Origin of the sequence: Leptospira ainazelensis, from assembly GCF_016918785.1 — a bacterium.
Lineage (GTDB): Bacteria > Spirochaetota > Leptospiria > Leptospirales > Leptospiraceae > Leptospira > Leptospira ainazelensis.
The window spans coordinates 50665-73427 of sequence record NZ_JAFFPT010000006.1; the positions used below are offsets into that span (position 1 = coordinate 50665).

At 43.8% G+C, this 22763-nt stretch carries 26 protein-coding genes; 1 reads left to right on the forward strand and 25 read right to left on the reverse strand.

What is annotated here, in order from left to right; genetic code table 11:
- The 25 genes from JWG44_RS01330 to rfaE1 all read right to left on the reverse strand — a co-directional run bounded on the left by JWG44_RS01330 (position 1) and on the right by rfaE1 (position 21951).
- Positions 1-264, reverse strand: a complete 264-nt coding sequence (locus JWG44_RS01330; protein ID WP_205273170.1) for an EscU/YscU/HrcU family type III secretion system export apparatus switch protein — start codon at positions 262-264, stop codon at positions 1-3.
- The gene (locus JWG44_RS01335) at positions 265-1014 is read right to left on the reverse strand and encodes a hypothetical protein (RefSeq protein ID WP_205273171.1); all 750 of its coding nucleotides are present in this window, start codon (positions 1012-1014) and stop codon (positions 265-267) included.
- A gap of 116 nt (positions 1015-1130) precedes the next feature.
- Complete coding sequence (locus JWG44_RS01340) at positions 1131-1796, reverse strand: ribonuclease HII (RefSeq protein WP_205273172.1); 666 nt, start codon at positions 1794-1796, stop codon at positions 1131-1133.
- A 6-nt stretch (positions 1797-1802) separates the two neighbouring features.
- On the reverse strand, positions 1803-2234 hold the full coding sequence (rplS, locus tag JWG44_RS01345; protein WP_205273173.1) for a 50S ribosomal protein L19: 432 nt from the start codon (positions 2232-2234) through the stop codon (positions 1803-1805).
- Complete coding sequence (gene trmD / locus JWG44_RS01350; RefSeq protein WP_205273174.1) at positions 2231-2899, reverse strand: tRNA (guanosine(37)-N1)-methyltransferase TrmD; 669 nt, start codon at positions 2897-2899, stop codon at positions 2231-2233. The genes rplS and trmD overlap by 4 nt, the downstream gene beginning before the upstream one ends.
- Entirely contained in the window at positions 2889-3419 is a 531-nt protein-coding gene (gene rimM / locus JWG44_RS01355) for a ribosome maturation factor RimM (RefSeq protein ID WP_205273175.1), read from the reverse strand. The genes trmD and rimM overlap by 11 nt, the downstream gene beginning before the upstream one ends.
- Positions 3412-3642, reverse strand: coding sequence for a KH domain-containing protein (locus JWG44_RS01360; protein WP_000391865.1), 231 nt, complete (start codon positions 3640-3642; stop codon positions 3412-3414). The genes rimM and JWG44_RS01360 overlap by 8 nt, the downstream gene beginning before the upstream one ends.
- A complete protein-coding gene (gene rpsP, locus JWG44_RS01365; protein ID WP_100787298.1) occupies positions 3642-3908 on the reverse strand; it encodes a 30S ribosomal protein S16 in 267 nt (88 codons plus the stop codon). Before rpsP ends, JWG44_RS01360 begins: the two co-directional genes overlap by 1 nt.
- Before the next feature lie 121 nt (positions 3909-4029).
- Positions 4030-4677 (reverse strand): ribulose-phosphate 3-epimerase, encoded by a 648-nt coding sequence (gene rpe / locus JWG44_RS01370; protein ID WP_205273176.1) that lies wholly within the window; start codon positions 4675-4677, stop codon positions 4030-4032.
- The gene (locus JWG44_RS01375; RefSeq protein ID WP_205273177.1) at positions 4674-5669 is read right to left on the reverse strand and encodes a PASTA domain-containing protein; all 996 of its coding nucleotides are present in this window, start codon (positions 5667-5669) and stop codon (positions 4674-4676) included. Before JWG44_RS01375 ends, rpe begins: the two co-directional genes overlap by 4 nt.
- Complete coding sequence (fmt, locus tag JWG44_RS01380) at positions 5666-6613, reverse strand: methionyl-tRNA formyltransferase (RefSeq protein WP_205273178.1); 948 nt, start codon at positions 6611-6613, stop codon at positions 5666-5668. The genes JWG44_RS01375 and fmt overlap by 4 nt, the downstream gene beginning before the upstream one ends.
- A 2-nt stretch (positions 6614-6615) precedes the next feature.
- Positions 6616-8559 carry a replication restart helicase PriA gene (priA, locus tag JWG44_RS01385; protein ID WP_205273179.1) on the reverse strand — a complete coding sequence of 648 codons (1944 nt, stop codon included), beginning with the start codon at positions 8557-8559 and terminating at the stop codon, positions 6616-6618.
- The gene (locus tag JWG44_RS01390) at positions 8556-9398 is read right to left on the reverse strand and encodes a hypothetical protein (protein WP_205273180.1); all 843 of its coding nucleotides are present in this window, start codon (positions 9396-9398) and stop codon (positions 8556-8558) included. The genes priA and JWG44_RS01390 overlap by 4 nt, the downstream gene beginning before the upstream one ends.
- Positions 9391-10737 carry a sigma-54-dependent transcriptional regulator gene (locus tag JWG44_RS01395; protein WP_205273181.1) on the reverse strand — a complete coding sequence of 449 codons (1347 nt, stop codon included), beginning with the start codon at positions 10735-10737 and terminating at the stop codon, positions 9391-9393. The genes JWG44_RS01390 and JWG44_RS01395 overlap by 8 nt, the downstream gene beginning before the upstream one ends.
- Before the next feature lie 7 nt (positions 10738-10744).
- Complete coding sequence (locus JWG44_RS01400) at positions 10745-12535, reverse strand: LIC_11548 family sensor histidine kinase (RefSeq protein WP_205273182.1); 1791 nt, start codon at positions 12533-12535, stop codon at positions 10745-10747.
- Positions 12536-12553: 18 nt separating this feature from the next.
- On the reverse strand, positions 12554-12817 hold the full coding sequence (locus JWG44_RS01405; RefSeq protein ID WP_205273183.1) for an HPr family phosphocarrier protein: 264 nt from the start codon (positions 12815-12817) through the stop codon (positions 12554-12556).
- A complete protein-coding gene (gene hprK / locus JWG44_RS01410; RefSeq protein WP_205273184.1) occupies positions 12789-13754 on the reverse strand; it encodes an HPr(Ser) kinase/phosphatase in 966 nt (321 codons plus the stop codon). Before hprK ends, JWG44_RS01405 begins: the two co-directional genes overlap by 29 nt.
- A 4-nt stretch (positions 13755-13758) precedes the next feature.
- Entirely contained in the window at positions 13759-15180 is a 1422-nt protein-coding gene (gene rpoN, locus JWG44_RS01415) for an RNA polymerase factor sigma-54 (RefSeq protein WP_205273185.1), read from the reverse strand.
- Complete coding sequence (lptB, locus tag JWG44_RS01420; RefSeq protein WP_205273186.1) at positions 15177-15902, reverse strand: LPS export ABC transporter ATP-binding protein; 726 nt, start codon at positions 15900-15902, stop codon at positions 15177-15179. Before lptB ends, rpoN begins: the two co-directional genes overlap by 4 nt.
- 9 nt (positions 15903-15911) lie before the next feature.
- Positions 15912-17282: an LptA/OstA family protein gene (locus JWG44_RS01425; RefSeq protein ID WP_205273187.1), complete on the reverse strand. Its 1371-nt coding sequence runs from the start codon at positions 17280-17282 to the stop codon at positions 15912-15914.
- Positions 17279-17863 (reverse strand): LPS export ABC transporter periplasmic protein LptC, encoded by a 585-nt coding sequence (lptC, locus tag JWG44_RS01430; protein WP_205273188.1) that lies wholly within the window; start codon positions 17861-17863, stop codon positions 17279-17281. Before lptC ends, JWG44_RS01425 begins: the two co-directional genes overlap by 4 nt.
- 11 nt (positions 17864-17874) lie before the next feature.
- Positions 17875-18738 (reverse strand): 3-deoxy-8-phosphooctulonate synthase, encoded by an 864-nt coding sequence (gene kdsA, locus JWG44_RS01435; RefSeq protein ID WP_205273189.1) that lies wholly within the window; start codon positions 18736-18738, stop codon positions 17875-17877.
- A gap of 2 nt (positions 18739-18740) precedes the next feature.
- Positions 18741-20357 (reverse strand): CTP synthase, encoded by a 1617-nt coding sequence (locus JWG44_RS01440; protein WP_205273190.1) that lies wholly within the window; start codon positions 20355-20357, stop codon positions 18741-18743.
- A 100-nt stretch (positions 20358-20457) separates the two neighbouring features.
- Positions 20458-20934 carry a D-glycero-beta-D-manno-heptose 1-phosphate adenylyltransferase gene (rfaE2, locus tag JWG44_RS01445; RefSeq protein WP_205273191.1) on the reverse strand — a complete coding sequence of 159 codons (477 nt, stop codon included), beginning with the start codon at positions 20932-20934 and terminating at the stop codon, positions 20458-20460.
- A gap of 3 nt (positions 20935-20937) precedes the next feature.
- Positions 20938-21951: a D-glycero-beta-D-manno-heptose-7-phosphate kinase gene (gene rfaE1 / locus JWG44_RS01450; RefSeq protein WP_205273192.1), complete on the reverse strand. Its 1014-nt coding sequence runs from the start codon at positions 21949-21951 to the stop codon at positions 20938-20940.
- A gap of 54 nt (positions 21952-22005) precedes the next feature.
- Here rfaE1 and JWG44_RS01455 point away from each other — a divergent pair, with 54 nt between their 5' ends.
- Positions 22006-22629 (forward strand): LON peptidase substrate-binding domain-containing protein, encoded by a 624-nt coding sequence (locus JWG44_RS01455; RefSeq protein WP_205273219.1) that lies wholly within the window; start codon positions 22006-22008, stop codon positions 22627-22629.
- The last annotated feature ends 134 nt before the right edge of the window (positions 22630-22763 follow it).

A 22763-nucleotide genomic window follows, 5' to 3' on the forward strand; every position in this document is an offset into this window, starting at 1 on the left:
TTAAACCTTCCTCTTTCCCGAAACTGGATCCAACTCCAGGATCATAGAAAAAATTGCACCCACCGCTCTATACAAATTTTCCGGAATTTCCTGACCGACGGGCATTTGGGAAAGAGTTTCGGCAAGAATCGGGTTTTCCACGATAGGAACCAGGTTTCTTTTGGCGATCTTTTGAATGATATCACCCAATAAACCGGAAGCAGACGCGGTGATTACGGGAGCGTCGTCCTTTTGGGGTATGAATTTAAGTGCCACACTGATCATTTACGCATTCCATTCCTTCTGAGTAAGAGAAGGTTTATAAAGTAGATTATACCCTTGGAAACTCACAGAAGACTCATTCAAGATTCGCTTAAATTTTTCTTTGTTTTTACAAGCATGCAAGTACATTTTAAAATTATCAAAAGTAGCGTTGATTTGAAGATCCTCCGCTGAGATTTCTTTCCATAAGAATAACACAAGGGTCTTCCCGGTTTTTTCAGTTTGAATGCAAAACAGAAATTTTTTCTGTTCCTGTTTTCCGTCAAACGTTCCTTCGGCATTTCCTTCCGGAAGCTCCCAACGAAAATGAGGCAATTCCGGACTCCATTCCATAAATGGATAGTATGATTTCAAAACTCGTAGAAGCGAAGTTTCCACTGAATGATCCGACGGATTCTGTCCTATCATTTTTTCAGACAAATCTCGTATGCTCATTCCGATTCCTTGGAGCTTTGAGAGCGGACTTTCGGTTCCTGACAATTCTCGTTCGACAATTTTTAGCTCGACTCCCTTTTTGCCCGACTTAGCGGCTAACGTAAGAATTTCCCCCACGAACAAAGGGGTCGTATCGGAACTCGTCTTGATTCGTTTTCCCGCTAAAAAAATCCAAGCCCCTCCCGGAAAAATTTCCTGAACTATCCCTTTGACCCTTTTATCGAAGGAGAGGTTCTGGAATCCTGATTGATCGAGTTCGGCATCCTTGCCAAAAAGAAGGCGCAGATTCCCCGCCGGAAAATTCGCAGAAAGTTTCATGAGAATCCGTCCTGCCCTTGAATACGAAAGAATTGAATCATGATACGGGTCTTATAAGTTTCGGACCTTCTTTCCGAATAGCTTCGGAAAATTAATTTCCGAATTACGATCCGAAATTATAGGAATTTTCCGGTAAAACTTCTTCTATGAATATCGGAAAGCCCGTGACGAACAATCAGTTCCTCATGAAGTTTTGTTCCATATCCTTTGTGTTGTTCGAATTGATAACTCGGATATTCTTTGGAAATCGAGATCATATATCGATCCCGACTGACCTTTGCGAGAATGGATGCGGCGGCAATGCTGACGATTCTTAGATCCCCTTTTGTATAAAAAACGGATCTGCTTTTAAGAAAACTCCACTCGGGATATCGATTGAAGTTATAATTCCCATCGATCAAAAGTTGGAGCGGAAGTGTGGAATTGGAAACTCGAATCGCCAACTTGGCGCATTTTCGAATTCCCTCTAAAACGGCACGATTGATTCCTTCCCGATCGATGTAGTGAGGACTTAAGAATGTTCTATAAGAGATCTGCGCGTTTTTAAGAATTTCAGGATAAAGAGCTTCCCGTTTTCTCTCTGAAAGTTTTTTGGAATCGGTCAAACCTCGGAGGATTTTTCCTTCCAGAATTTGTTCCAGTGTATTTTTGGAAAAAGAGACAAGTGCAACAGAAAGAGGCCCCGCATAAGGACCTCTTCCAGCTTCGTCGATTCCGCAGGGAATGGACTCTGAGTAGAACCGGAGTTCCTCCGGTTCAAATTTGGTTTTTGTTTCCGGCAAACCGGATTATTCTGCCGCCGGAGCCGCAGTTTTTGCCGCAGCAGCCGAATCTTCTTGAATTTGTCTCTTTCTATCTTCGCTCACGAGAGTTTTACCACCCTTGAGTTCTTTGATACGAGCCGCTTTTCCGGCAAGATTTCTGAGATAATAGAGTTTCGCTCTTCTTACTTTTCCTTTACGGATCAATTCGATCTTTGCGATTCTTGGCGAGAAAAGAGGGAAAATTCTTTCCACTCCGATATCGTAAGATACTCTACGAACGGTGAAAGTTTTTCCGTTTGCTTCGTTCGCGATGGAAATTACGACACCTTCGTAAACCTGAACTCTTTCTTTTCCGGACTCGACGATTTTATAATGTACTTTAACAGTATCGCCTACCGCAAAGTTTTGTTTTCTTTCTGCGTCCGGAGTTAATACTTCTCTTAAAAGTTGATTCATAATTTCCTCTCTTGATCGGGGTCGATCTTCTTTCTATTTTGTTCCCTCCACGCTAAAATGGAAGCGTGGTTGCCGCTGAGCAGGACGTCAGGAACTTTCCATCCATTGTATTCCGAGGGTTTTGTAAATTGCGGATATTCTAAAATATCGGGATGGTTATGAGACTCATCCAGCAGGCTTTCCCCTGCTCCTAAAAAACCCGGCAGAAGTCTGGACACCGCATCCGCTATACAAATGCTGGCCAAATCCCCGGCAGATAATACATAATTTCCAAGGGACATTTCCATGTCAACTAGATGTTCCGCTACACGATGATCCACCCCTTCGTAGTAACCGGAAATAAACGTAAGAGGTTTTCCGGCTTCTTTTAACTTCGTTGCAATGCCTTGATGAAACGGAATTCCGGAGGGAGAAGTAAGAATGACGGTGCCTTTGTCTTCTCCGAGAGATTCCAGCGCCTTGTGAATCGGTTCGACTCGGAGAAGCATTCCCGGACCACCGCCATAGATCGTATCATCGACACGGTTGTGTTTGTTTCCGGCGAAGTCGCGCAGACGAACCAGGTTGACTGAAAAAACTCCAGACTCGATCGCCTTTTGCTGGAGGCCTTCTGAAAAATAAGATCGAATTTTATCCGGAAAGAGCGTAATGAAATTAAACTTCATTCCAAACCTCCGGTTGAATCAGAGCAATGGTTTTTTTTTCTAAGTCAACATCTCCGACGTAGATTTGGATAAAGGGAATGAGAATTTCCGGTCCTTCGTTTTGGGCAAACGCAAGAATGTGGTGCGCGGGGTTGTCTAAAACTTCCCGCAAGGTCCAATTCAATTTTTTTCCGGATTCGTCAATCGCCTCGAGTCCGATCAAATCGGAGATATAAAATTCATCCTTGGTTTTGATTTTCGGAAGCAAGTGAGCCGGCAAAAAAAGAATTCCACCCGTTAGTCTTTCCGCTTCTTCCGGAGAATTGATTCCTTCGATTCGAACGATAAATTTGCCCGTATGCGGTTGTAGTTCGAGAAGTGTTAAATCTTTTTCCGGAAAGTGAGGATCCGGTTTTCTGAGCTTTAGTTGAATGGGAAGTTTGAATTCTGTGAGAACACTTTCTCTCACGTTAAAACGAAGAAACCCTTTGATTCCAAAGGGTTTTCCGAGTTGGCCGAGTGAAATCCAGCCTTCAGTCAATGATTTCGAGCGAGAAGTTTTTTCCTGCTTTTACGGAAGCCGCAGTAAGAATCGCGCGCAGGGATTTTGCAATACGACCATTCTTACCGATTACCTTCCCCACGTCTTTTGGGGAAACGCGAAGTTCGATGATGTTTTGCTCTTCTCCTTCGATTTCCCGAATTACGATTTCTTCGGGAAATTCAACGAGAGAAGCAACGATGTACTTCAGCAATTCTTCCATTACTTCTTCAGCGTTGTTTTGTATTCAGCCCAAATGCCTGCGTTTTTAAACAGGTTCAAAACGGTTCCGGTCGGTTGAGCTCCGTTTTTCAGCCAAGTAAGAATTTTTTCCTTATGGAAGGTAGTCTGTTCTTTGATTTGTGCTGGATGATAGTGACCAACGATATCTACGAACTTACCGTCTCTAGGCGCTCTGCTATCGGCGGCAACAATTCTATAATGAGGGTCGTGTTTGGTTCCAGTTCTTTGTAATCTAAGCTTTACCAAGGGATCGTTTTCCTTTTATCATTTTTTCCCTACAAAGATGTAAGGAAAAAGAATGCATGATTTTTACCAATATTGGACAATATGTCCCCCTGTCAAGAAATGATCCTACAAAAATGCACGCTCAGGATTTTGCCAGGGTTTTGAGATGTTTTGCGTTCTCTACTGGATTTCCGGTCTTATAAAGTCCTGCACCGACTACCACGATATCTACCCCATTCTTCTTTAACTCTTGGATATTGGTGTCGTTTACCCCGCCGTCCACTTCGAGTTCGATCGGTCTGGAACCGATGAGTTCCTTTGCTCTGCGGATTTTTTCCATTCCGTTTACGATAAACTTTTGTCCGTAAAATCCGGGTTCAACGGTCATGAGAAGAATCAAATCGATATAAGGAAGAACGTTCTCTAAAGAAGAAACGGTCGTTCCCGGATTGAGAGAAACTCCGACCTTGGTTCCGTGGGACTTGATTTCCTGGGCCAAGCGCACCGGAAAATCCGTGGTCTCGATATGAAAGGTGATACAATAGGGACTCAGTTCGTAATATTTGGAAACGTGGTTTTCCGGTTTGGAAACCATCAAATGAACATCGAGAGGAATGGAAGTCAGGGCCTTTACTTCCTTACTCAGAGCTTCTCCAAAGCTGATCTGAGGAACGAAGTTTCCGTCCATCACGTCCATGTGCATCAGATCGATCGCGGAAGGATCGTAATCGGGAACCGTCTTACCAAGTTCCGTAAGTTTTGTCGCTAAAATCGATGCGGAAATTTTCAAAGTTCACTCTCGTAGGATTTGGATTTTACTTTGGAATCGGTTGCGTCCAGAAGAGTTAACTTTACACTTCCCTTTCTATAGAACACGGTCTGAAATTTTTCTCCATCTTTGAGGTTAACCGGAAGCGTCAGAACCTCGGCAACGTCTTGATTCTCCGGTTTGACGACGGCCTTGTATTCTCCGTTGTCTCCGACTTCGTAGGAAAAAAGTTCGTATCCGCTTTCCACCGCAAGTTCGGGTTCGAAGTAGAATACTTTGAAACGGATTTCATCCCCTTCCATTCTCGCCGATTGAATGAGTCCGTTTTCGGTGCGAACTCTTGTGTTTACGATTTCTTCCACCCTACTCTTGATTCCGGAACGAGTGAGGCTTTTTTGAACGAGCGGAAAGGATGCACCTTGAAACGAGACAGGAGCAAATTCTTCTTTTGTCTTAGAAGGAGCCTTGGTCACGAGTAAGAATACTTTTTCCCGGGAAGTCATATTCTTCCCCGGTTCCGGGATTTGATCGATGACCGTGTTCGGAAGTTGGTCGGCTTGAGGTTCGATATAAGTGATTCCGCCGATTTGTAATTCTACGTAAGTTTCTCCCGCGAGAACCTTCTGAAGATTGGCCCTTGCAGAATCGATGGACTGTCCGCGAACGTCGGGAACCAGAAGTCGATCCACACCCGTGTTGACCGCGAGGACGATCTTACTTCCGGCTTCGATTTCTCTTCCAGGCCGTATGGATTGGTAAAGAATGATTCCGTCGGTTTTGTCAGGATAACGTTTGTTTTCCAGACGCACCTTCAACTGAAGACGATTGAGTTCGTTGTGAACTTCGGGATATGACTTTCCGACCAGATCGGGAACGATGACCTTTGCTGTACTTTTGGTCCTAACGAATACGACTAAGAATGCGGCGCTGAAAAATAACAAAAGACCCGCCGCTAAGAATAAGATATAACCCCCGATCGGAAGGTATTTCTCTTTGATTTGTTCCTGATTCACCCGAATGTTTCCCCTTCTTGGATTCTGAAACCGTTGAGAAAATCGGATGAGGACATCCTGTTCTTGTTTTCCGGTTGTAATTCCAGAATTTCCAAAAATCTACCATCACCACACTGTGTAAGAAGGCCTTTTTTGTCCAATCGTTTCAATTTGCCGGGCGCAGGAGGAAGTTCCGCCGGAAGTTCGCTGGGTTTGGATCTAAGAATGTTGAGACGTTTTTCTCGAAACTGAGTCGTTGCGACCGCGTCCGGAAAGAGCGCGCGGATTCGATTGTGAAGATCGTTTGCGTTCAAAGACCAATCCAGAATTCTATCTTCCGCTTTGATCTTTCCGCAATAGGTTGCTTGGGAAGAATCTTGCGGAGTTGCGGAGAAAGGCTTGCCGTTAAATTCTCGAAGTAAGTTAAGAATGGTCGTAATTCCCGCTTGGGTGATCTTATCCATCAGGGTTCCGGTATTGTCTTCGGAAGTAATGTCCACTTCTTGATACGCGACGATATCTCCTTCGTCCATCTTTTCGGTGATGTATTGAATGGTAATACCCGATTTTGTATAACCCTTCCAGAGTGCGGTCTGCACAGGAGAAGCTCCTCTTAGATCCGGAAGAAGGGAGCCGTGTAAGTTGATCGATGTGAGAGGAGGATGTCTAAAAACTTCGGAAGGAAGAATCGAACCGTAAGCAAAGATGATATAGAGATCGGCGGGAAAGGAGCCGAAGTCTGCGAGAGCCTGTTCTTTTTCTTTTTTGACGGACTCGTATTGGAACACCGGAAGTCCGTGTGCGAGCGCGATCTTTTTGACAGGACCGGGTTCTGGGGTTCTACTTCTTCCCTTGGGTCGATCCGGATTGGTGACGACAAAAAGAACTTCGACGATCTTAGAATCGAGCAACGCTTGTAAAAGTTCTGCGGAATGTTCCGGGGTTCCAAAGTATCCGATTTTCATACTTATACCAAATCCAAGGGATCAAAGTCGATTTCAAGATATACTTTTTTCGAAAGTTTCAAAGGACGAACTTCTTTTTTGATGATCTCTCTCCAATACTGGATCGAAGACGTTTTGAGAATGATATGATTTCGAAAGTTGGAATCGATTCTATAAAAAGGACAAGGCGCTGGACCGAGCAAGACCGTATCCTTGGATGGAAAGAATTTTTTAAGAGCGTTGAAAACGAGTTCGATCGTTTCCAAGGAAACGGCCTCGTCTTTGGATCTCGAAACGATTCGGATCAATCGAGAGAACGGCGGGTAGAAAAGCTCTTTTCGAACGGGAATTTCAGATTCATAAAATTGAATATAGTCTTGGGTCATCGCCATCAGGATGACCGGGTGATCGGGCGCATTGGTTTCGATGAGAACCTCGCCTTTGAGAGTCGAACGCCCTGCTCTTCCCGCGACCTGGGTCAAAAGGGAAAAAACCCTTTCGTTGGCTCGAAAGTCAGGAAGACCGAGTCCGATTCCGGCGTTTAAAACGCCGACTAACGTTACCCGGGATGCGTCAAGGCCTTTTGCGATCATCTGAGTTCCGGTGAGGATGTCGATCTTCCCTCCGAGAAGGCGGGAGATGACTTCGTTTAACAAACTTCGATCCTGGATCGAATCCTGGTCGAGCCGCTCCACCCGGGTCTGCGGAAATGCTTCGAGAAGATTTTCTTCCAACTTTTGGGTTCCCGTTCCCTTAAGCGTCAGGGTTTCGCCCATTCGTTTTTCAAGAGAATCTAACGTTTCCGTATGACCGCAGAGATGGCAGATCGCAGTTCCCTTTTTGTGATAACAAAGATTGGTCGTACAATTCGGACAAGGCACGTAGGACGAAGTCGCCGGAGAATAGATCAGAGGACTGTAACCTCTTCGATTCAAAAGAAGAATCACCTGTTCTTTTTTATCCAAACGTTGTTTGATCGCAAAGGAAAGTTCGGAACTTAGGACGTTGGATTCTTTTTGATTTTCCAAGATACGAACCGTCGGAGGCATCACACCTTCGGGCCGTTTGGTGAGCGTGTGAAGATGAATCTTTCCTTCCTTTGCTAAATGATAGATCTCCAAGGAAGGAGTTGCGGTTCCCATAACGAGTAGCGCGTTATTTGTCTTGCATCTCTGCATCGCGACTTGTCTTGCGTGATATCTCGGGCTCGAATGTTCCTTAAAGGAAGAATCGTGATCCTCGTCTATAATGATGAGTCCCACGTTGGAAACCGGAGCAAAGACCGCGCTTCTTGTTCCAACCGCGATTCTTTTTTTGCCCGTGAGGAGTTCGTTGTAGGCCTTGAATTTTTCGGAAACCTTGAGGGCCGAATGAAGAACGGCGAGTTGTCCTGGAAAAATGAGTTCTAATTTTCGTATGATATGAAAGGTCAAACTGATTTCGGGAACAAGAAGAATGACGGATCGATCCGAACTTTCCAAAATTTTTTGGATGAGATGGATATAAACTTCCGTTTTTCCCGAACCGGTGATTCCGAACAAAAGATGAACCGCGGTTTGACCGAAAGTCGAAACTATATTTTGATAAGCGACTTCCTGTTCTTGGTTGAGTTTAACGGGTTTACCTTCCGCGTCCGAGGGAAAGGCTTCGAGTTTGACCTGTCTTCTTCCGGCTGGAATCATCTTGTAGATACATTCTCCCAAGGAAGCGATGTATTGATCCTTCATCCAATAAGCCAAGTCGATCTGTTCTTGAAGGAGAATCGGAGTTTTATCGATGATTTTTTCTATCCGCAACACCTTGTAGTTCGGTTCGTTTTGGTGAACGGAAACGATGATCCCTTCTTCTTCCCGATTGCGAAGTTTTGCGTGTACGCGGATTCCGACTTTTGTTCCTGGCGGAACCTCGTATGTAAACGTATCTTCCTCGATCGGAAGATCGAACGCAATCTCCGCGTAATAGATCAAAGCACGTCCTTGAGTTTGGTTTGAAAGAGAGCGAGTTGGGAAAGAATACTTTCTTTGATCGAAATCTCTTCTTTTTTGATCGTCTCAAATTCGAAGGATTCTTTTGAACCGGAAAAATTTTTGCGTTTGGTTTCGATTGCGGAGATCGCTTCCGGAGAACGTAATACTACCATCGGGATTCCGGGAAGGAAGTCTAACGTTCTTCCCATCATCTCTAGAGCCTTTTCCTTTCCATATACGGCGATTGCGCTCGTTCCCAAAAGAATGATTCCTTTGATTTTTTCGGATTCGATCGTTTCTTTTACTTGGGTCTCGCACTTTTCGGTTCTGAGTTTCCAATCTTCCGCGTTCGATTTGGAATGAGCAAAAATACAAGCGGGATATTCTTGATAGTAGAATTCCTGATGACTAAAACCGAATTGTTTTAGGATCATTCTTCCAAACAGTTCTTCCGCTTCCTTGGTTCTAAAAACCTGATCGGGGGAAGTTTTAGAAAAAGAAGGTCTTCCCGGAGCGATCTCCCCCGTATAATGAAGTACTAATACCGGTTTTCTTCCCTTTACGAGAAAATTACGAACCGCACTGATCCGATCCGTACAAAGCTTGCACGTGAAATTTCTTTCCGCAGCCCGAGCCGGTCGTCGTACTTGGATTCCTTCCGCCTCGAGTTGAAGATCCTTTTGTTCTTCCCCAGGATTCCAATCCTCTTTCCAGACGAGTTCGGTTGTTTCCGGAGGTTTTTCACCCGCAAATTGAAGAATCGGAACCTGTTTTTTTTGGATCAAAAAACGAAGATCCCCTAAAATTCTTCCCAAACTTGTGAGAATCTGTTTATCCATCGGTGTATTGATCCGAAGAAATGTTAAGCGACTTCATCTTTCTGTATAAATGGGACCGTTCGATTCCGAGAACTCTGGAGGTTCTTGTCACGTTGCCTTCGTTGGTCTGTAATGTTTTTATAATATACTGTCTTTCGAATTCTTCTTTTGCCTTTCTAAAATCACCGAGTTCCACCATTTCATTGGCCGTTTTGAAACCTTTGAGTGCGTCTCTTGCGTCGTTTGCGGTGATCGTGGATCCGACCGTCATGATACAAAGACGTTCCATGATGTTTTTGAGTTCTCTTATGTTTCCGGGCCAAAAATGGTTTTGAAGAATGGAGACCGCTTCCGATTCGATTTTTTTCGGAGGAAGGTTGTTTTCTTCCAAGGTTTTTGCTATATAATAATCCACGAGCAAGGGGATATCCGAAGTTCTTTCTCTCAGAGGAGGAATCGTGATTGGAATTACGTTCAGACGATAGTAAAGGTCTTCCCTAAACTTTCCGTCTCGAATCGCCTCTTCCACCGGGATGTTTGTCGCGGCGATGATTCGAACGTCGACCGTGATCGTTTCGGTGCTTCCCAATTTTTCAAAACGTTGTTCTTGAAGAATTCTCAATACTTTGGCCTGTGTGGAAAGAGACATGTCGCAGATTTCATCTAAGAATAAAGTTCCACCGTTAGCCGCCTCGAATTTCCCGATCCTGGAATCGGTAGCTCCCGTAAAAGCGCCCTTCGTAAAACCGAAAAGTTCCGATTCGATCAATTCTTCCGGAATGGCGGCGCAGTTCATCTCCACAAACGGAAGATCTTTTCGTTTAGAATTTTTGAATATAGTTTTGGCGACGAGTTCTTTACCGGTTCCATTCTCCCCATAAATAAACACCCTTGCGTTGGTAGAGGCGGCTTGCGCGATCGCGAACTTTACCTTTTGGATCGCGGGAGAGTTTCCCAGAATTTCATCATATTCTAATTTAATTCCGGCGTTTTGATTTTTTTCATCCGGCTGGATTACGTTTTCGATCGCTTGGAGAACCTTTTCGATGGAAAGAGGTTTTTCCAAAAAATCGACCGCCCCTTTTTTTGTGGCAGCGACCGCGATCTCGATGGTTCCGTGTCCGGAAATCATCAAGATGGGAAGCGTTGGATAGAGTTTTTTACATTCGTCCAAAACGACGATTCCGTCTTCTTTGCCGAGCCAGACGTCGAGAAGAATGAGAGAAGGTCTGTCGACTTTGAGTTGTTTGAGAAGCGTCTTTCCGGTCGAAAAGGTTTCGACTTCAAAACCCTCGTCTTCCAAAATTTCCTTAAGGGATTTTCTGATTTCGGGTTCGTCGTCGGCGATAAATATTTTCATTGTGTTTTTAGGAAACCGGAAGTTCGATCTGGAAACGACAACCGCCCATACTGGAAGAATCTATCGAGATATGCCCGTTGTGGTCAATCACACTTTTCTGAACGATCGCAAGACCGATCCCCGAAGTGTTGTTGTTTTTTGTGGAATAATAAGGTTCGAAAACTTTTTGTTTCAGCTCGGGGGAGATTCCGATTCCATTGTCTTCGATCGCGATGATCGCCACTCTTCGCATAATCTTTCTGCTTATCGAAACTGAAATCAGAATGGAACCCCTATACTCAGGAAGTTTTTCTTTTTCCCTTTTTCTTTCGATCGCTTCTATGGAATTTTTAATCAGGTTTGTCAAAACCCGAAGGATGATTTTTTGGTCCAAAAAAAGTTGAGGGAATGATTTTGCGATTCTTGTTTCGATTTTGATCATCGGCGTATGTTCGAAAAGTTTGACTGCTTCCAAGATGATCGGTTCCAAATTTTGGTTGATGAGTTTGGGAGCGGGCATACGCGCGAAGTCGGAGAACTCGTTTACAAGATGTTCTAAAACTCGAACTTGTTTGATGATCGTTTTTGTTCCGTTTTCCACAACTTCGTGGAACTCTTCCCAGTTTTCGGATTTCATCTTTCTTCGAATTCTTTCCGCGGAAAGTTGAATCGGTGTAAGAGGGTTTTTGATTTCGTGGGCCATTCTCTGCGCGACCTCTTTCCAAGCCGCGATTCTTTGACTTTGCATGAGTTCGGCGTTTTTGGATTTTAGGTCCTGAACCATCTGATTAAAAGAATCGATCAAGGCTCCGATTTCTCCGGTCTCGCGGATTTCCAGACTGATGTCGGTGTCCCCCATCGAAATCTTTTGCGTGGCGTTTGCGAGCTCGATGATGGGTCTTGAAATTCTTCTCGCGAAAAGAAGGGAAAAGTAAATCGCGAGTAAAAAAATCGAAACCGTGATGATGCTAAACGTTAAACGAATTCGATACGGAAGTTTTTCCTTCGCCAAATCCGCTCGGTCGTAATTTCTACGCGTTGAAATGAGAGAATAGACGATCTTTTCCTCCCCTTTGTGAATTCGAATCCCGGTCTGAAGAATTCGTTTTCCGATCGGAAAGGGTACTCGCAGGAAATACATGGAATAGTCCGGACGATAACTCGTAAATTCAGTCCAAAGAGAATTTTTGGAAAAAGATCTAAAGTCGTTTTGCAAAGGTTTATATTTTAAACCGCGATTTTCCAATATAGCCTTTTCGTTCTCATAGATTCCTACATAAAACTCGTCGCTCTGGATCAGATTGAGTTTTGAAGCTCCCGCGACCAGACTTTCCAAATTGAGAGGATAAATTCTTAAAAAACTTTCAAGTAACCTAGTTTTTTCTATGAGAACTTTTTTTTTCGGTTCTTCTTCGTTTCGAATCAGAGATTCCCCCGAAGAAAGAGCTTCTTCGATATCGATTCCATAGAATCTTTCGTAAATTTTTCCGGTAATATTCGAGGAAAGAAAAAGAATCGGCACCGACGGAAGTAAAGCGACAAAGATAAAAGAAAGTGTCAGTCGATAACGGATCGAACTTTTGAGTCTTCCCGTTTCTATATTTCTTTTGTTTCTATAAAAATAAGAGATAAGAAGGGAAAGAGAAAAGAGAGGGATGAAAAAGAAGATATAAACCACGAGTCGATCTAAGAATCCGATATCGTCGCTCTGGATATTTCTTCCGGAAAACTGAATCGCTTCCGCGAGAGTGACGGAAAGAAGAATGATCAGACCTAAGATGAGTAGATCTCTTAGATAATATCTGGTTTCGTCGTTCATTGCGAAAAAGTGAATGTATTAGACAAAATCGTTCTTTACGATATTGGTCAAAGCCTCCAAGGCTTCGTCTTCTTTATCGCCTCGAACCTGGATTCTAAATTCGTTTCCGGGAGCGAGCGCGAGCATCATTAGACCCATGATACTCTTTCCGTTTACTTCCACATCGTCTTTGACGACGGTGATTTCACAGGGAAATTTGGACGCACAGTTTACGAATACGGAGGCCGGTCTGGCGTGCATCCCGGTCCCGTTCTCATTGATTTTGAGGAGGATTTCTTTCAATTTTACCCTGCTGTAAATATTGACCTAATTTTTGATTGAATTCTTGCGCGGCGTTTTTGCCCAATTTACGCAAACGTTGATTCATCGCGGCGGTCTCGACGATGATAGGAATGTTTCTTCCCGGTCTTACCGGAACTCGAATCAGAGGAATCTGCACTCCGAGTAATTCTTCGGTAGGATTTTCAAGACCCGTTCTGTCGAAGTCTTTGTCTTCAGCCCATTCTTCCAGATGGATGATGAGTTCAATCAACTTATGATCTCGAACGGAACCGATCCCGAAGATATCTTTAATATTCAAAATTCCTAATCCACGAATTTCCATGTGGTGGCGCAATAGATCCGAGCACGTTCCGATCAGATAACTTTCGGAAAGTCTTCTGATTTCGACCATATCGTCCGCGACGAGACGGTGCCCCCTTTCGATGAGTTCGAGCGCAGTTTCGCTTTTTCCTACTCCGCTCTTTCCAGAAAGAAGGATTCCGATCCCGAATACTTCGATCAAAACCCCGTGTCTCATCGTTCTCGGCGCAAGACTTCGATCCAGGATCCCGGAGATCAGAGTGATGAACTTATGAGTCGATACGTCCGAAATCATAAGCGGGATTCCCAGTCTTTCGCAGTTTTCCTGAAAGATAGGAGGCGGAGGATTTCCGTGTGTAAAGATGATACAGTTGAGATGAAAGCTGAAAAAATCCGCCGCGATTTGTTTTAAGTCTTCCGGGGATCGGGAAGTGATATAGGCCCATTCCCCTTTGCCGAAAATTTGAATCCGATCGTGAGCGAAACTTTCATAAAAGCCGGTGAGGGATAGACCGGGACGATTGATCTCGGACATGTTGATCCGATTGGTAAGTCCCTTTTCGCCCGCCAAAAGACGAAGCCCCAATTCTTCGTGTTCGTTGAGAATGTTGGAAACGTTGATTCCCGGCATGGACATACAATTATCTGGACTCCAAGGACTTTACTTTTTTTCTCTGACTCGAAGGAAGAATTTTGAGAATTTTTCTGTATTTTGCGACGGTTCGTCTTGCGATTTCGATTCCCTGTTTCTGAATCGCTTCCACAATTTCCTGATCGGATAAAGGATTTTCAGGTTGTTCTTCTTTTATCAAATTTCGGATCAGATCGTGGATCTTTTTGGAGGATTCGATTCCACCTTCCGAAGAACGAACTCCTGAGGAAAAAAACCATTTTAATTCTAAAATTCCGCGGGAGGTTTGTACATATTTATTAGAAGTGATTCTTGATACGGTGGATTCGTGCATGTCCAGTCTTTCGGCGATGTCCTTCAGAGTTAAGGGTTTGATGAATTGAATTCCCTTACGAAAAAATTCGGTCTGCATTTCTATGATGGCGGAAGTGACTTTGAATAGGGTTTGTCTTCTTTGATTCACCGATCGGATCAGCCATTCTGCGGAGCCTAACTTTGCGGTGATGTATTCTTTATCCGAATCTTTTGCGTTTTTTAGAATATTCTTATATTCTTTATTGATCTTGAGCCGGGGAATCCACTCGTCGTTGATGTAGATATCGAATTCTCCGTCGACTTCGCGAACGACAACATCCGGAATTACGTAATCCGGTTTGTTCGCGGTGTAGAGAGTCGCCGGATACGGTTCTAATTTTTTGATTTCGAAGGCGAGACTTTCCACCGCTTCGAGTGAAAGTTCCATTTTTTTGGAGATCGTTTTGTAATCGAGTTTTTCCAGATCTTTGATATGCTCGGCGATTAGAATATGCAGTTTCGTATCATCCGGTTTTAAAATCTTAGCTTGGATCAGAAGTGTTTCTTGAACATCCTTGGCTCCGATTCCGATCGGATCGAGTCTGTGAATCTGTCCTAAAATTTTACGAACTTTTTTTTCGTTCAGTTTCATTTCCGCACAAAGGTCTTTGATGGGAACTGAGATAAATCCGTGATCGTCGAGCATCGAAATGAGAATTTCACCGATGGCGATTTCGTCCGGTTTTAAGTTGGAAAGTCGAAGTTGCCAGAGAAGGTGTTCGGAAAGGGAACTTTTTTCGGGCGAAGATTCTATGTATTTCTGATTTCGATCGCTCGCATCGGTTCCACCGGAACCGGCGCGGTCGATGGAAAAGTTATCCTGCCAGGTGATGTCCGAATTCTTTAAGAAATCATTTTTTTCCTTTCGTTTGAGATCGTCTCTGCTGTAGAGATCGGGAGTCCGATTTCTTTCGGAAGCATATTCTTCTTCGAGCATCGGATTTTCCACAAGTTCGGAGCTGATTCGATCCGAAAGTTCGAGTGTGGATAAGGGTAGAAGTTCGATGGACTGTCTTAAGTCCTGGGTCATCACCAGTTTCTGAGTCTGTTTTTGAACTAGTGAATGACTGAGGTTCACAGCGTAAAATCCTCGCCCAAGTAGATTCTTCTGGTTTCAGGGTCGTTGACGAGATCGTGAGTCGAACCGGAGATCAAAATTCTTCCGCTGTACATGATATAGGCGCGATCGGTGATTTTCAACGTTTCTCTTACGTTGTGGTCCGTGATAAGAATTCCGAGTCCTCTGTCTTTTAAGGATTGAATCACCGTTTGAATGTCCTTTACCGCGATCGGATCCACGCCGGCAAAGGGTTCGTCCAAAAGAATAAAGTCCGGATTGGTGACAAGGGCCCTTGCGATTTCACAACGTCTTCGTTCCCCGCCGGAAAGAGTATAACCCTTTTGATTGGCGACTCGCATGATCTGCAATTCGATGAGAAGTTCGTCCCTTCTTCGAATGACTTCGGCTCTCGGAAGATTCATCGTTTCGAGAATGGCTTCCAAGTTTTCGGCTACGGTTAGTTTGCGAAAGATAGAAGCTTCTTGCGCGAGATAACCCACTCCGGATCTCGCGCGGATATGCATCGGAGATTCGGTTACGTCTTGTCCATCTATGTAAACTTTGCCGGAGTCGGGTCTTACAAATCCTACTGACATATAAAAAGAAGTGGTCTTACCGGCGCCGTTAGGGCCTAACAAGCCGACCACTTCCCCTTTTTTGATATCAAAGCTGGCTCCATCCACAACCTTTCTTTTGTTGTAGACCTTGACCAGGTTTTCCATTCGGAAGGTTTTACTCATAATCGTAATTTACTTTCCGGGAATGATTCCATCGGTCAAAAGGGCTCTACCTTCCCTCGGAAAGAATATGATTCTTCCTGCATGAATGTCTCGGCCGTTTTTTTTCAACGTTGGATTTCCCTCAAGATACACTTTTTCCTCTTTTTCAAAATATGTGGCGTATTCTCCCGTTGCGGAAGAATCTTTACCTTCTATCAGAACGTTTCCACGAATTACGGTTTCATTCTTATCCATAAATCGTTCAAACTCGATTGCGGTCATCGTGCTCGTGATCGCGTCCGTTTTTTTATCAAGAAAATCGATTTTTCCCGAATCGGTCAAATGAATGTACTGTTCGTTTTTGAAGTAGTCAAGGACATTCCCGGAGAGGATCAATCGGTTTTCACGATCAAACATCGTGATCTGATTTCTGGCTTCCACTTTCGTGGAATTTTTTCCATAGCTGATCAGTTTTTCCGCGTTCATTTTCATGGTATGACGATAGATGGTCGCGTTTCCATAGAGACCGACTCTGGTTTCTCCAGTCTCATCCTTATCACTGATTAAACGATCTCCTTTGAGGATCGCGATTCTTCTTACTTCTTTTTTTGTTTTTTCTTCCGTCGGTTGTTGTTTTTCTTTTGAATCCTTAGTTTCCACCTTTTCGGTATCCATATAATTCTGAAAAAGAATACTCTCTCCTGTGAGTTCGACTCTGTTTTCGTTTGTATAAAATGTGAGTTGATTTCCGGTGAGATAACGATCCCTTGCGATAAGAATCGGATTCGGATCCGTTGTGATCTTGTCTTCGTCCTCTTCAAAAACCGCTTCCTTACAAAGGATCGTGATTTGTGGATGAGCTATGATTACGTTTTCTTTCAAAAGAGTTGTCTTCTTCGCAAGGTTTCTTTCGATAAAGGTCGCGGAGATTACGGTTTTGGTTCCGCTTTTATCGGTGTGAAAGAGTCTGGGACGATCCTTGATATAAATTTTTTCTTCGATCTTATCGTATTCACCCGTGCCTGCACGTAACGTGACTCCGTTGTCTCCGTCTTGGATAAACACTCCGCCTTTTAGAAATCCTTTGAATGCGTCTTTGCCGTAGACTTCGATTTGATTGGCGGAGAGTTTGACCTTTTTGTGTTGGATCCAAGCGCCCCCTTCCAAGATGAATGCGGTGATCTTGAGTCCGGAGATTACCTTGTCTTCTTGTGTAAGAGCGGAACCTCCCCACAAAGTGGGGAAACTCGGAGCCGTGTTTTTCTTTTCCACGTTTTCTGGAATGCTTACGAATTTTCTGTCTGCGGTTTCGCTTCCGATAAGAAGAGGTGGTTTTACGTTTCCATGATTTTGCGAAAGTGCAAAACAAAATAGAATCAAAAGTAAAACCTTTCGAATCATTTGGAACCGGCCGCTTTGAGCGGATTGGTTCCGCCTTGTGTGATCGCTGAAGGTTTTAGAATCGTAAATTTATTTAGGTCCTTGTCGGCGCGTAATCCGACACCGTGAATCGTAGTCCCATCTGAGCTCACCGTCACTTCGGAATTGGATTCCAACTTCTTCGTGTCCATATTGTATTCGATCTGTTTTGCGGTGAGAATCTTGTTGTCGTCGGTTCTAAGAAAGATCTTTCCTTCCAATTTCATCAATCGGGTCTTATGATTGATTTCGCCTTTTTCGCCGAGGAGTTTGGATTTGAATTTTCCGTTTTCGAACTGATCAAAATCGATATTGTAAAAGATAGTTTTGTTTTCATTTACATAGACGTAGGATTCTTGGGCTTTCAGTTCCCATTGAAGTTTTCCGTCCTGATCGTAGGCTTCTCTTTTGAAGTTTCGAATGGAAATGGAAGCCCCGCTTTCTCTTTCCTTTTCCACTCTTTCGTAATTCTTTTTTTTACAATTTTGGAAGAAAGGCGCAAAGAACCCGAGCAGAATCAGAAAGAAAAAAAACCGATTCCGACTTTCCACCTTGTGTTTCATGAGAGGTCCGATTACGAATGATTTGCGGAAGATAGAATCTCTTTTTTTACGTAACGATCCAAAGCTATCATTTCCTTGAGAAGACTTTTGATCTGAGAAAGAGGATATTGAGTCGTCGCGTCGGAAAGAGCCTTGTCCGGATCGGGATGCACTTCCATAAAGATCCCTTCGATTCCCAAGGAAACCGCAGAACGGAGGATGCTCGGGATGAATTCCCTCTGACCACCGGTGCTGTTTCCAGCGGCTCCGGGAAGTTGAGCGGAATGAGTCGCGTCGAAGATAACGGGAATGTCGAAGCCGTGGATGATCGGAACCGCTCTTCCGTCAAAGACCAGATTTCCATAACCGAAACTCGTTCCTCTTTCCGTTACGAGAACTTTGTCGTTTCCGGATTCTTTCATCTTCACCGCGATATGACGCGTGTCGGCGGGAGCTAAGAATTGTCCTTTTTTGACGTTTACCCATTTGCCGGTTTTCGCCGATTCCGCTATGAGATCGGTTTGTCTGCATAAAAATGCGGGAATCTGATAGATATCCAAGACGTCCTTGAGAGGTCCGATTTGGTGTGTTTCGTGAATGTCCGTGAGCACCGGGACGTTGTATTTGTTTTTGATATATTCTAAATTCTTAATACCTTCCGCGAGTCCAGGACCTCTATAAGAATTTACGGAGGAACGGTTTGCTTTATCAAAACTACTTTTGAAAATATAAGGAATTTTTAATTCTCCACAGATTTCAATCATCTCCGCGCAGACCCGATCCAAGAGGTCTCGGTTTTCCATCACACAAGGGCCCGAGATCAGAAAGAATGGTTGGTCTCCTCCGATTTTGGCTCCCTTTAGGAATTCTCTTTGGGTGCAGGTATTGTCTTTCATGATTATCCTTTCTTTGAGTATTTCACGGCGGCGCCGATAAATCCAGCGAATAAAGGATGAGGCGCCGTCGGTTTGGATTGAAATTCGGGATGGAACTGAACCCCGATAAACCATTTGTGTTTTGGAATTTCCACGATCTCTACGAGATTTTCATCCGGAGAGGAACCGGAAAGAACCATTCCGTTTTCTTCATATTGTTGTTTGTAGCGGTTCGTAAATTCAAAACGATGTCTGTGACGTTCGTGTATGAGTTCCGACTTGTATTCCGCGAAGGCGAGAGTTCCTTTTTTAATTTTGCAAGGATAGGAACCGAGTCTCATCGTTCCGCCCATTTGTTCTATATCGTTTTGTTCCTCTAAAAGCGAGATCACGGGGTTTTCCGTGTCGGGTCTGATTTCGGTGGAATTTGCATCCTTCAAACCGAGGACGTTTCTTCCAAACTCTACGACAGCGCACTGCATCCCGAGACAAATTCCGAAAAAAGGAATTCCTTGGGTTCTTGCGTATTGGATCGCGAGAATTTTTCCTTCGATTCCACGATCCCCAAAACCTCCCGGAACCAGAATTCCGTGAACGTTTTTGAGGGTATTGATTACGTTTTCCTTATCCAGGTTTTCGGGATCAATTTTTACGAATTCTACTTTAGCTTCGTGAGCGATTCCGCCGTGAGAAAGACTTTCGTAGATCGAACGATAGGCGTCTTGTAAGGATATGTATTTTCCCACAACCGCAACTTGAACGGTATGTTTCGTGGTGAGAAGTCCTTTCACCATCGAATCCCAATCTTCAAACTTAGAAGTTCCAAGTTCCAGACCCATCGTTTTCAAAACGACTTCGTCCAATTTTTCTTCCTTATACATTTTAGGAATTTCGTATATAGAAGTGGAGATGTCGCTCGCGGAAATTACGTTCTCTTCCTTGACGTTGCAAAAAAGGGAAAGTTTGTTTTTCATTTCCTTGGTCATCGGCTGTGAAACTCTGCAAACCAGAATATCGGGTTGAATACCTAGACCTAGTAATTCTTTTACGGAATGTTGGGTCGGCTTTGTTTTCGCTTCTCCGGCGGCGGTGATCGTAGGAACTAACGTGAGATGGACGAAAAGAACGTTGGAGCTTCCGTGTTCGTAACGCATCTGACGGATCGCTTCTAAGAATGGAATGGACTCGATGTCGCCTACGGTTCCTCCGATTTCCACGATGATAAAATCCGGATTCTCCTCTCGGGCGACGATATACATTCGGTTTCGGATTTCGTTCGTGATATGAGGAACAACCTGGACGGTTCGACCGAGGTAGTCTCCTTTTCTTTCTCTTTGGATTACGGTATTATAAATTTGTCCGGTCGAAACCGAATTCTTCCTGGTGAGTTTGGAATGAGTAAAACGTTCATAGTAACCAAGGTCCAAATCGGTCTCGGCTCCATCGGCGGTGACGTAAACTTCTCCGTGCTGATACGGACTCATGGTTCCCGGATCGATGTTGATGTATGGATCCATCTTTTGGAGGGAAACAGTATATCCTCTACTTTCCAAAAGACATCCCAGAGCCGCTACTGTGACTCCTTTTCCAAGTGAGGAACTCACCCCTCCGGTTACAAAGATAAACTTAGTTCTCGACAACTTCCATTCCCGCCTTTCAGAACAGAGTTTTGGGAGTTTCCAGAAATTCAAACAGGAATTTCTCTGAATTCTGTCTCTAAAAAAATGGAAAGGGGAAGTTTTAGAGTTTCAGGATTTTCTCTATCAAAAGCGAGGTGGATTTTCCGGGTACAAAGGGCAAGATCTTGACTTCTCCTCCGAATTCCCGAACCAAGGGTGTTTCCGGTAGATCTTCCACTTTATAATCTCCTCCCTTGACGTGAATCGCCGGTCGAACCAAACGTAGGAGCTCCAGCGGAGTATCTTGGGTAAAGATCGTAACTGCGTCTACAAATCGAAGATTTCCCAGGAGAATCGCTCGATCCTCTTCGGAAACAACGGGTCGGTGCTCTCCTTTGAGCCTTTTTACGGAAGAATCCCCGTTGAGGCCGATCCAGAGAAAATCTCCGAGTTCCTTTGCTTGAGAAAGATAAGTGAGATGTCCGCGATGAACGAGGTCAAAACATCCATTTGTAAAAACGATTCTTTTAGAATTTCGAATTTGATTGGAAAAGGACGCTGCTTCTTCCCACGGGATAATATGGTTTTTCAAATCCATATCCTAACCTGAAAAGGTTCCCATAGATTGGAGAGAAGAATTGAGTTCTTCAGGAGTTACGGTTTCGGCTCCGAGTTTTCCGACGACAACTCCCGCGGCGGCGTTGGAGACAACACTTGCGTCCAACTGATTGAGTCCCGCCGCGTGATAAGCGGTATAAGCGCTGATGACAGTGTCCCCTGCTCCGGTTACGTCAAAAACTTCCCTGGCGACCGTTGGGATATGAAAGATTTCTTTTTGAGAAGTCAGATATAAACTCATTCCCTTTTCCCCTCTCGTAATCATAAGAGAAGGAGAAGAAAGTTTTTCGGTGATTTCTTTCGCGGCTTGCAGAATTTCTAAATCGGTTTCGAGTTTTTTTCCGATCGCCTTTCCCGCCTCGTGATGATTAGGAGTGAGGATACTCACTCCTTTGTAGAGAAAAAAATGACTCACCTGAGGATCGACTGTTACGATCTTTTTTTTGTCCACGCAGATCTTTGAAATTTCTTGAATGAGTCTCGGAGTCAGAGTCCCTTTATCGTAATCCGAAAGAATGACCGCGTCGGAAGAATCGATTCTATCTAAGAATGCTTGGATAAGAAGATGCTCTTCCTGTTTTGTGATGGGCTTTAATTCTTCTTTGTCGATTCTGCAGACTTGTTGGTGTCCGGCAATGACACGTGTCTTGAGAATTGTCGGAACCTCTTCGGATTGAAGAAGAAAGTTTTTTTCTTTGTCTGTGTTTTCATTGGAAAGAAGTTCCAGAAGGTTTTTCGCTTTTTCGTCTTTTCCTGCTCTTCCAAGTACGACGGATTTTACACCCAAGCTCGATAAATTTTTGACTACGTTTCCTGCTCCCCCTAAAGTAATCTTTTCCTTTCTTACCCAGACGACGGGAACGGGAGCTTCCGGAGAAATTCGGCTTACTTCACCGATAAGGTATTCATCCAAAATAAAATCACCGATTACGATAATTCTTAAGTCTTTTAGTTTTTCTGTGGAAGTTTGAAAACGATTTCGGTCCAGATAATACAAATTCTACCAAGCCTTTGGATTTTGATTTACGGTTTCTCTCTAAGCCGCTATAGTATCCTTCCCGTGTCAACAACTACTGTCCCTATCTTTCCTTTGCCGGAAATCATTCTATTCCCGGGGACTTACTTACCTCTGCATATCTTCGAACCCCGATACAGGCTGATGTTAGATTATTGTATGGAATCCGGAGAAGAATTGGCCGTAGCTCCCATTCTTCCCGCAAAATCAAGGGCGCCGTCAAAACATCCGGAAATAGAAACCGTTTTTGGATGGGGAAAGATCATTCGAAGAGATCCTCTTCCCGACGGAAGATCCAATATTCTTTTAGAAGGCAAAGGAATCGCAAAACTCATAGACTATGAAACCGTAGAACCTTTTCGGGTGGCAAGAATCGAAAAAATAGAACCCGATTTTGAATATCTAAAAGATAAAGATTTTAAGAAAACTTTTGAAAGACTTCTTTTTATGACCAAAAGGATTCTGCTTTCCGAGGGCGCGGGAGAGGATCTTATTTTGAGAATGAACGAGCTCATGACTCATCCTTTTCCCATCGATTTTATCGCTTCCATTCTCAACTTTGAATTCTCCAAAAAACAAGAAATTCTGGTCGACCCAAACCCGATGGAAAAAACAAAAATTCTTTTGGAAATCGTCGAAGAACTCAATTTGAAAGAATAATTTCCTTTTTCTTAAAACCCTTTCGGATTCTCCCGATACTTTATTTTCTTTGAATCTATTTTTTTGCTTATTGGCTCGTGATTCCTATATTTCCAATTTCCGATGTTTTCGGAACCTTTCTGCTCGGAGGAGAA

What these genes read in the sequence shown, in the direction of transcription:
- JWG44_RS01330 (WP_205273170.1), bottom strand. Translation starts at nt 264, where the DNA reads ATGATCAGTGTGGCACTTAAATTCATACCCCAAAAGGACGACGCTCCC.
- JWG44_RS01335 (WP_205273171.1), bottom strand. Translation starts at nt 1,014, where the DNA reads ATGAAACTTTCTGCGAATTTTCCGGCGGGGAATCTGCGCCTTCTTTTT.
- rplS (WP_205273173.1), bottom strand. Translation starts at nt 2,234, where the DNA reads ATGAATCAACTTTTAAGAGAAGTATTAACTCCGGACGCAGAAAGAAAA.
- trmD (WP_205273174.1), bottom strand. Translation starts at nt 2,899, where the DNA reads ATGAAGTTTAATTTCATTACGCTCTTTCCGGATAAAATTCGATCTTAT.
- JWG44_RS01360 (WP_000391865.1), bottom strand. Translation starts at nt 3,642, where the DNA reads ATGGAAGAATTGCTGAAGTACATCGTTGCTTCTCTCGTTGAATTTCCC.
- fmt (WP_205273178.1), bottom strand. Translation starts at nt 6,613, where the DNA reads ATGAAAATCGGATACTTTGGAACCCCGGAACATTCCGCAGAACTTTTA.
- JWG44_RS01390 (WP_205273180.1), bottom strand. Translation starts at nt 9,398, where the DNA reads ATGGATAAACAGATTCTCACAAGTTTGGGAAGAATTTTAGGGGATCTT.
- JWG44_RS01395 (WP_205273181.1), bottom strand. Translation starts at nt 10,737, where the DNA reads ATGAAAATATTTATCGCCGACGACGAACCCGAAATCAGAAAATCCCTT.
- JWG44_RS01400 (WP_205273182.1), bottom strand. Translation starts at nt 12,535, where the DNA reads ATGAACGACGAAACCAGATATTATCTAAGAGATCTACTCATCTTAGGT.
- hprK (WP_205273184.1), bottom strand. Translation starts at nt 13,754, where the DNA reads ATGTCCATGCCGGGAATCAACGTTTCCAACATTCTCAACGAACACGAA.
- lptB (WP_205273186.1), bottom strand. Translation starts at nt 15,902, where the DNA reads ATGAGTAAAACCTTCCGAATGGAAAACCTGGTCAAGGTCTACAACAAA.
- JWG44_RS01425 (WP_205273187.1), bottom strand. Translation starts at nt 17,282, where the DNA reads ATGATTCGAAAGGTTTTACTTTTGATTCTATTTTGTTTTGCACTTTCG.
- lptC (WP_205273188.1), bottom strand. Translation starts at nt 17,863, where the DNA reads ATGAAACACAAGGTGGAAAGTCGGAATCGGTTTTTTTTCTTTCTGATT.
- kdsA (WP_205273189.1), bottom strand. Translation starts at nt 18,738, where the DNA reads ATGAAAGACAATACCTGCACCCAAAGAGAATTCCTAAAGGGAGCCAAA.
- rfaE2 (WP_205273191.1), bottom strand. Translation starts at nt 20,934, where the DNA reads ATGGATTTGAAAAACCATATTATCCCGTGGGAAGAAGCAGCGTCCTTT.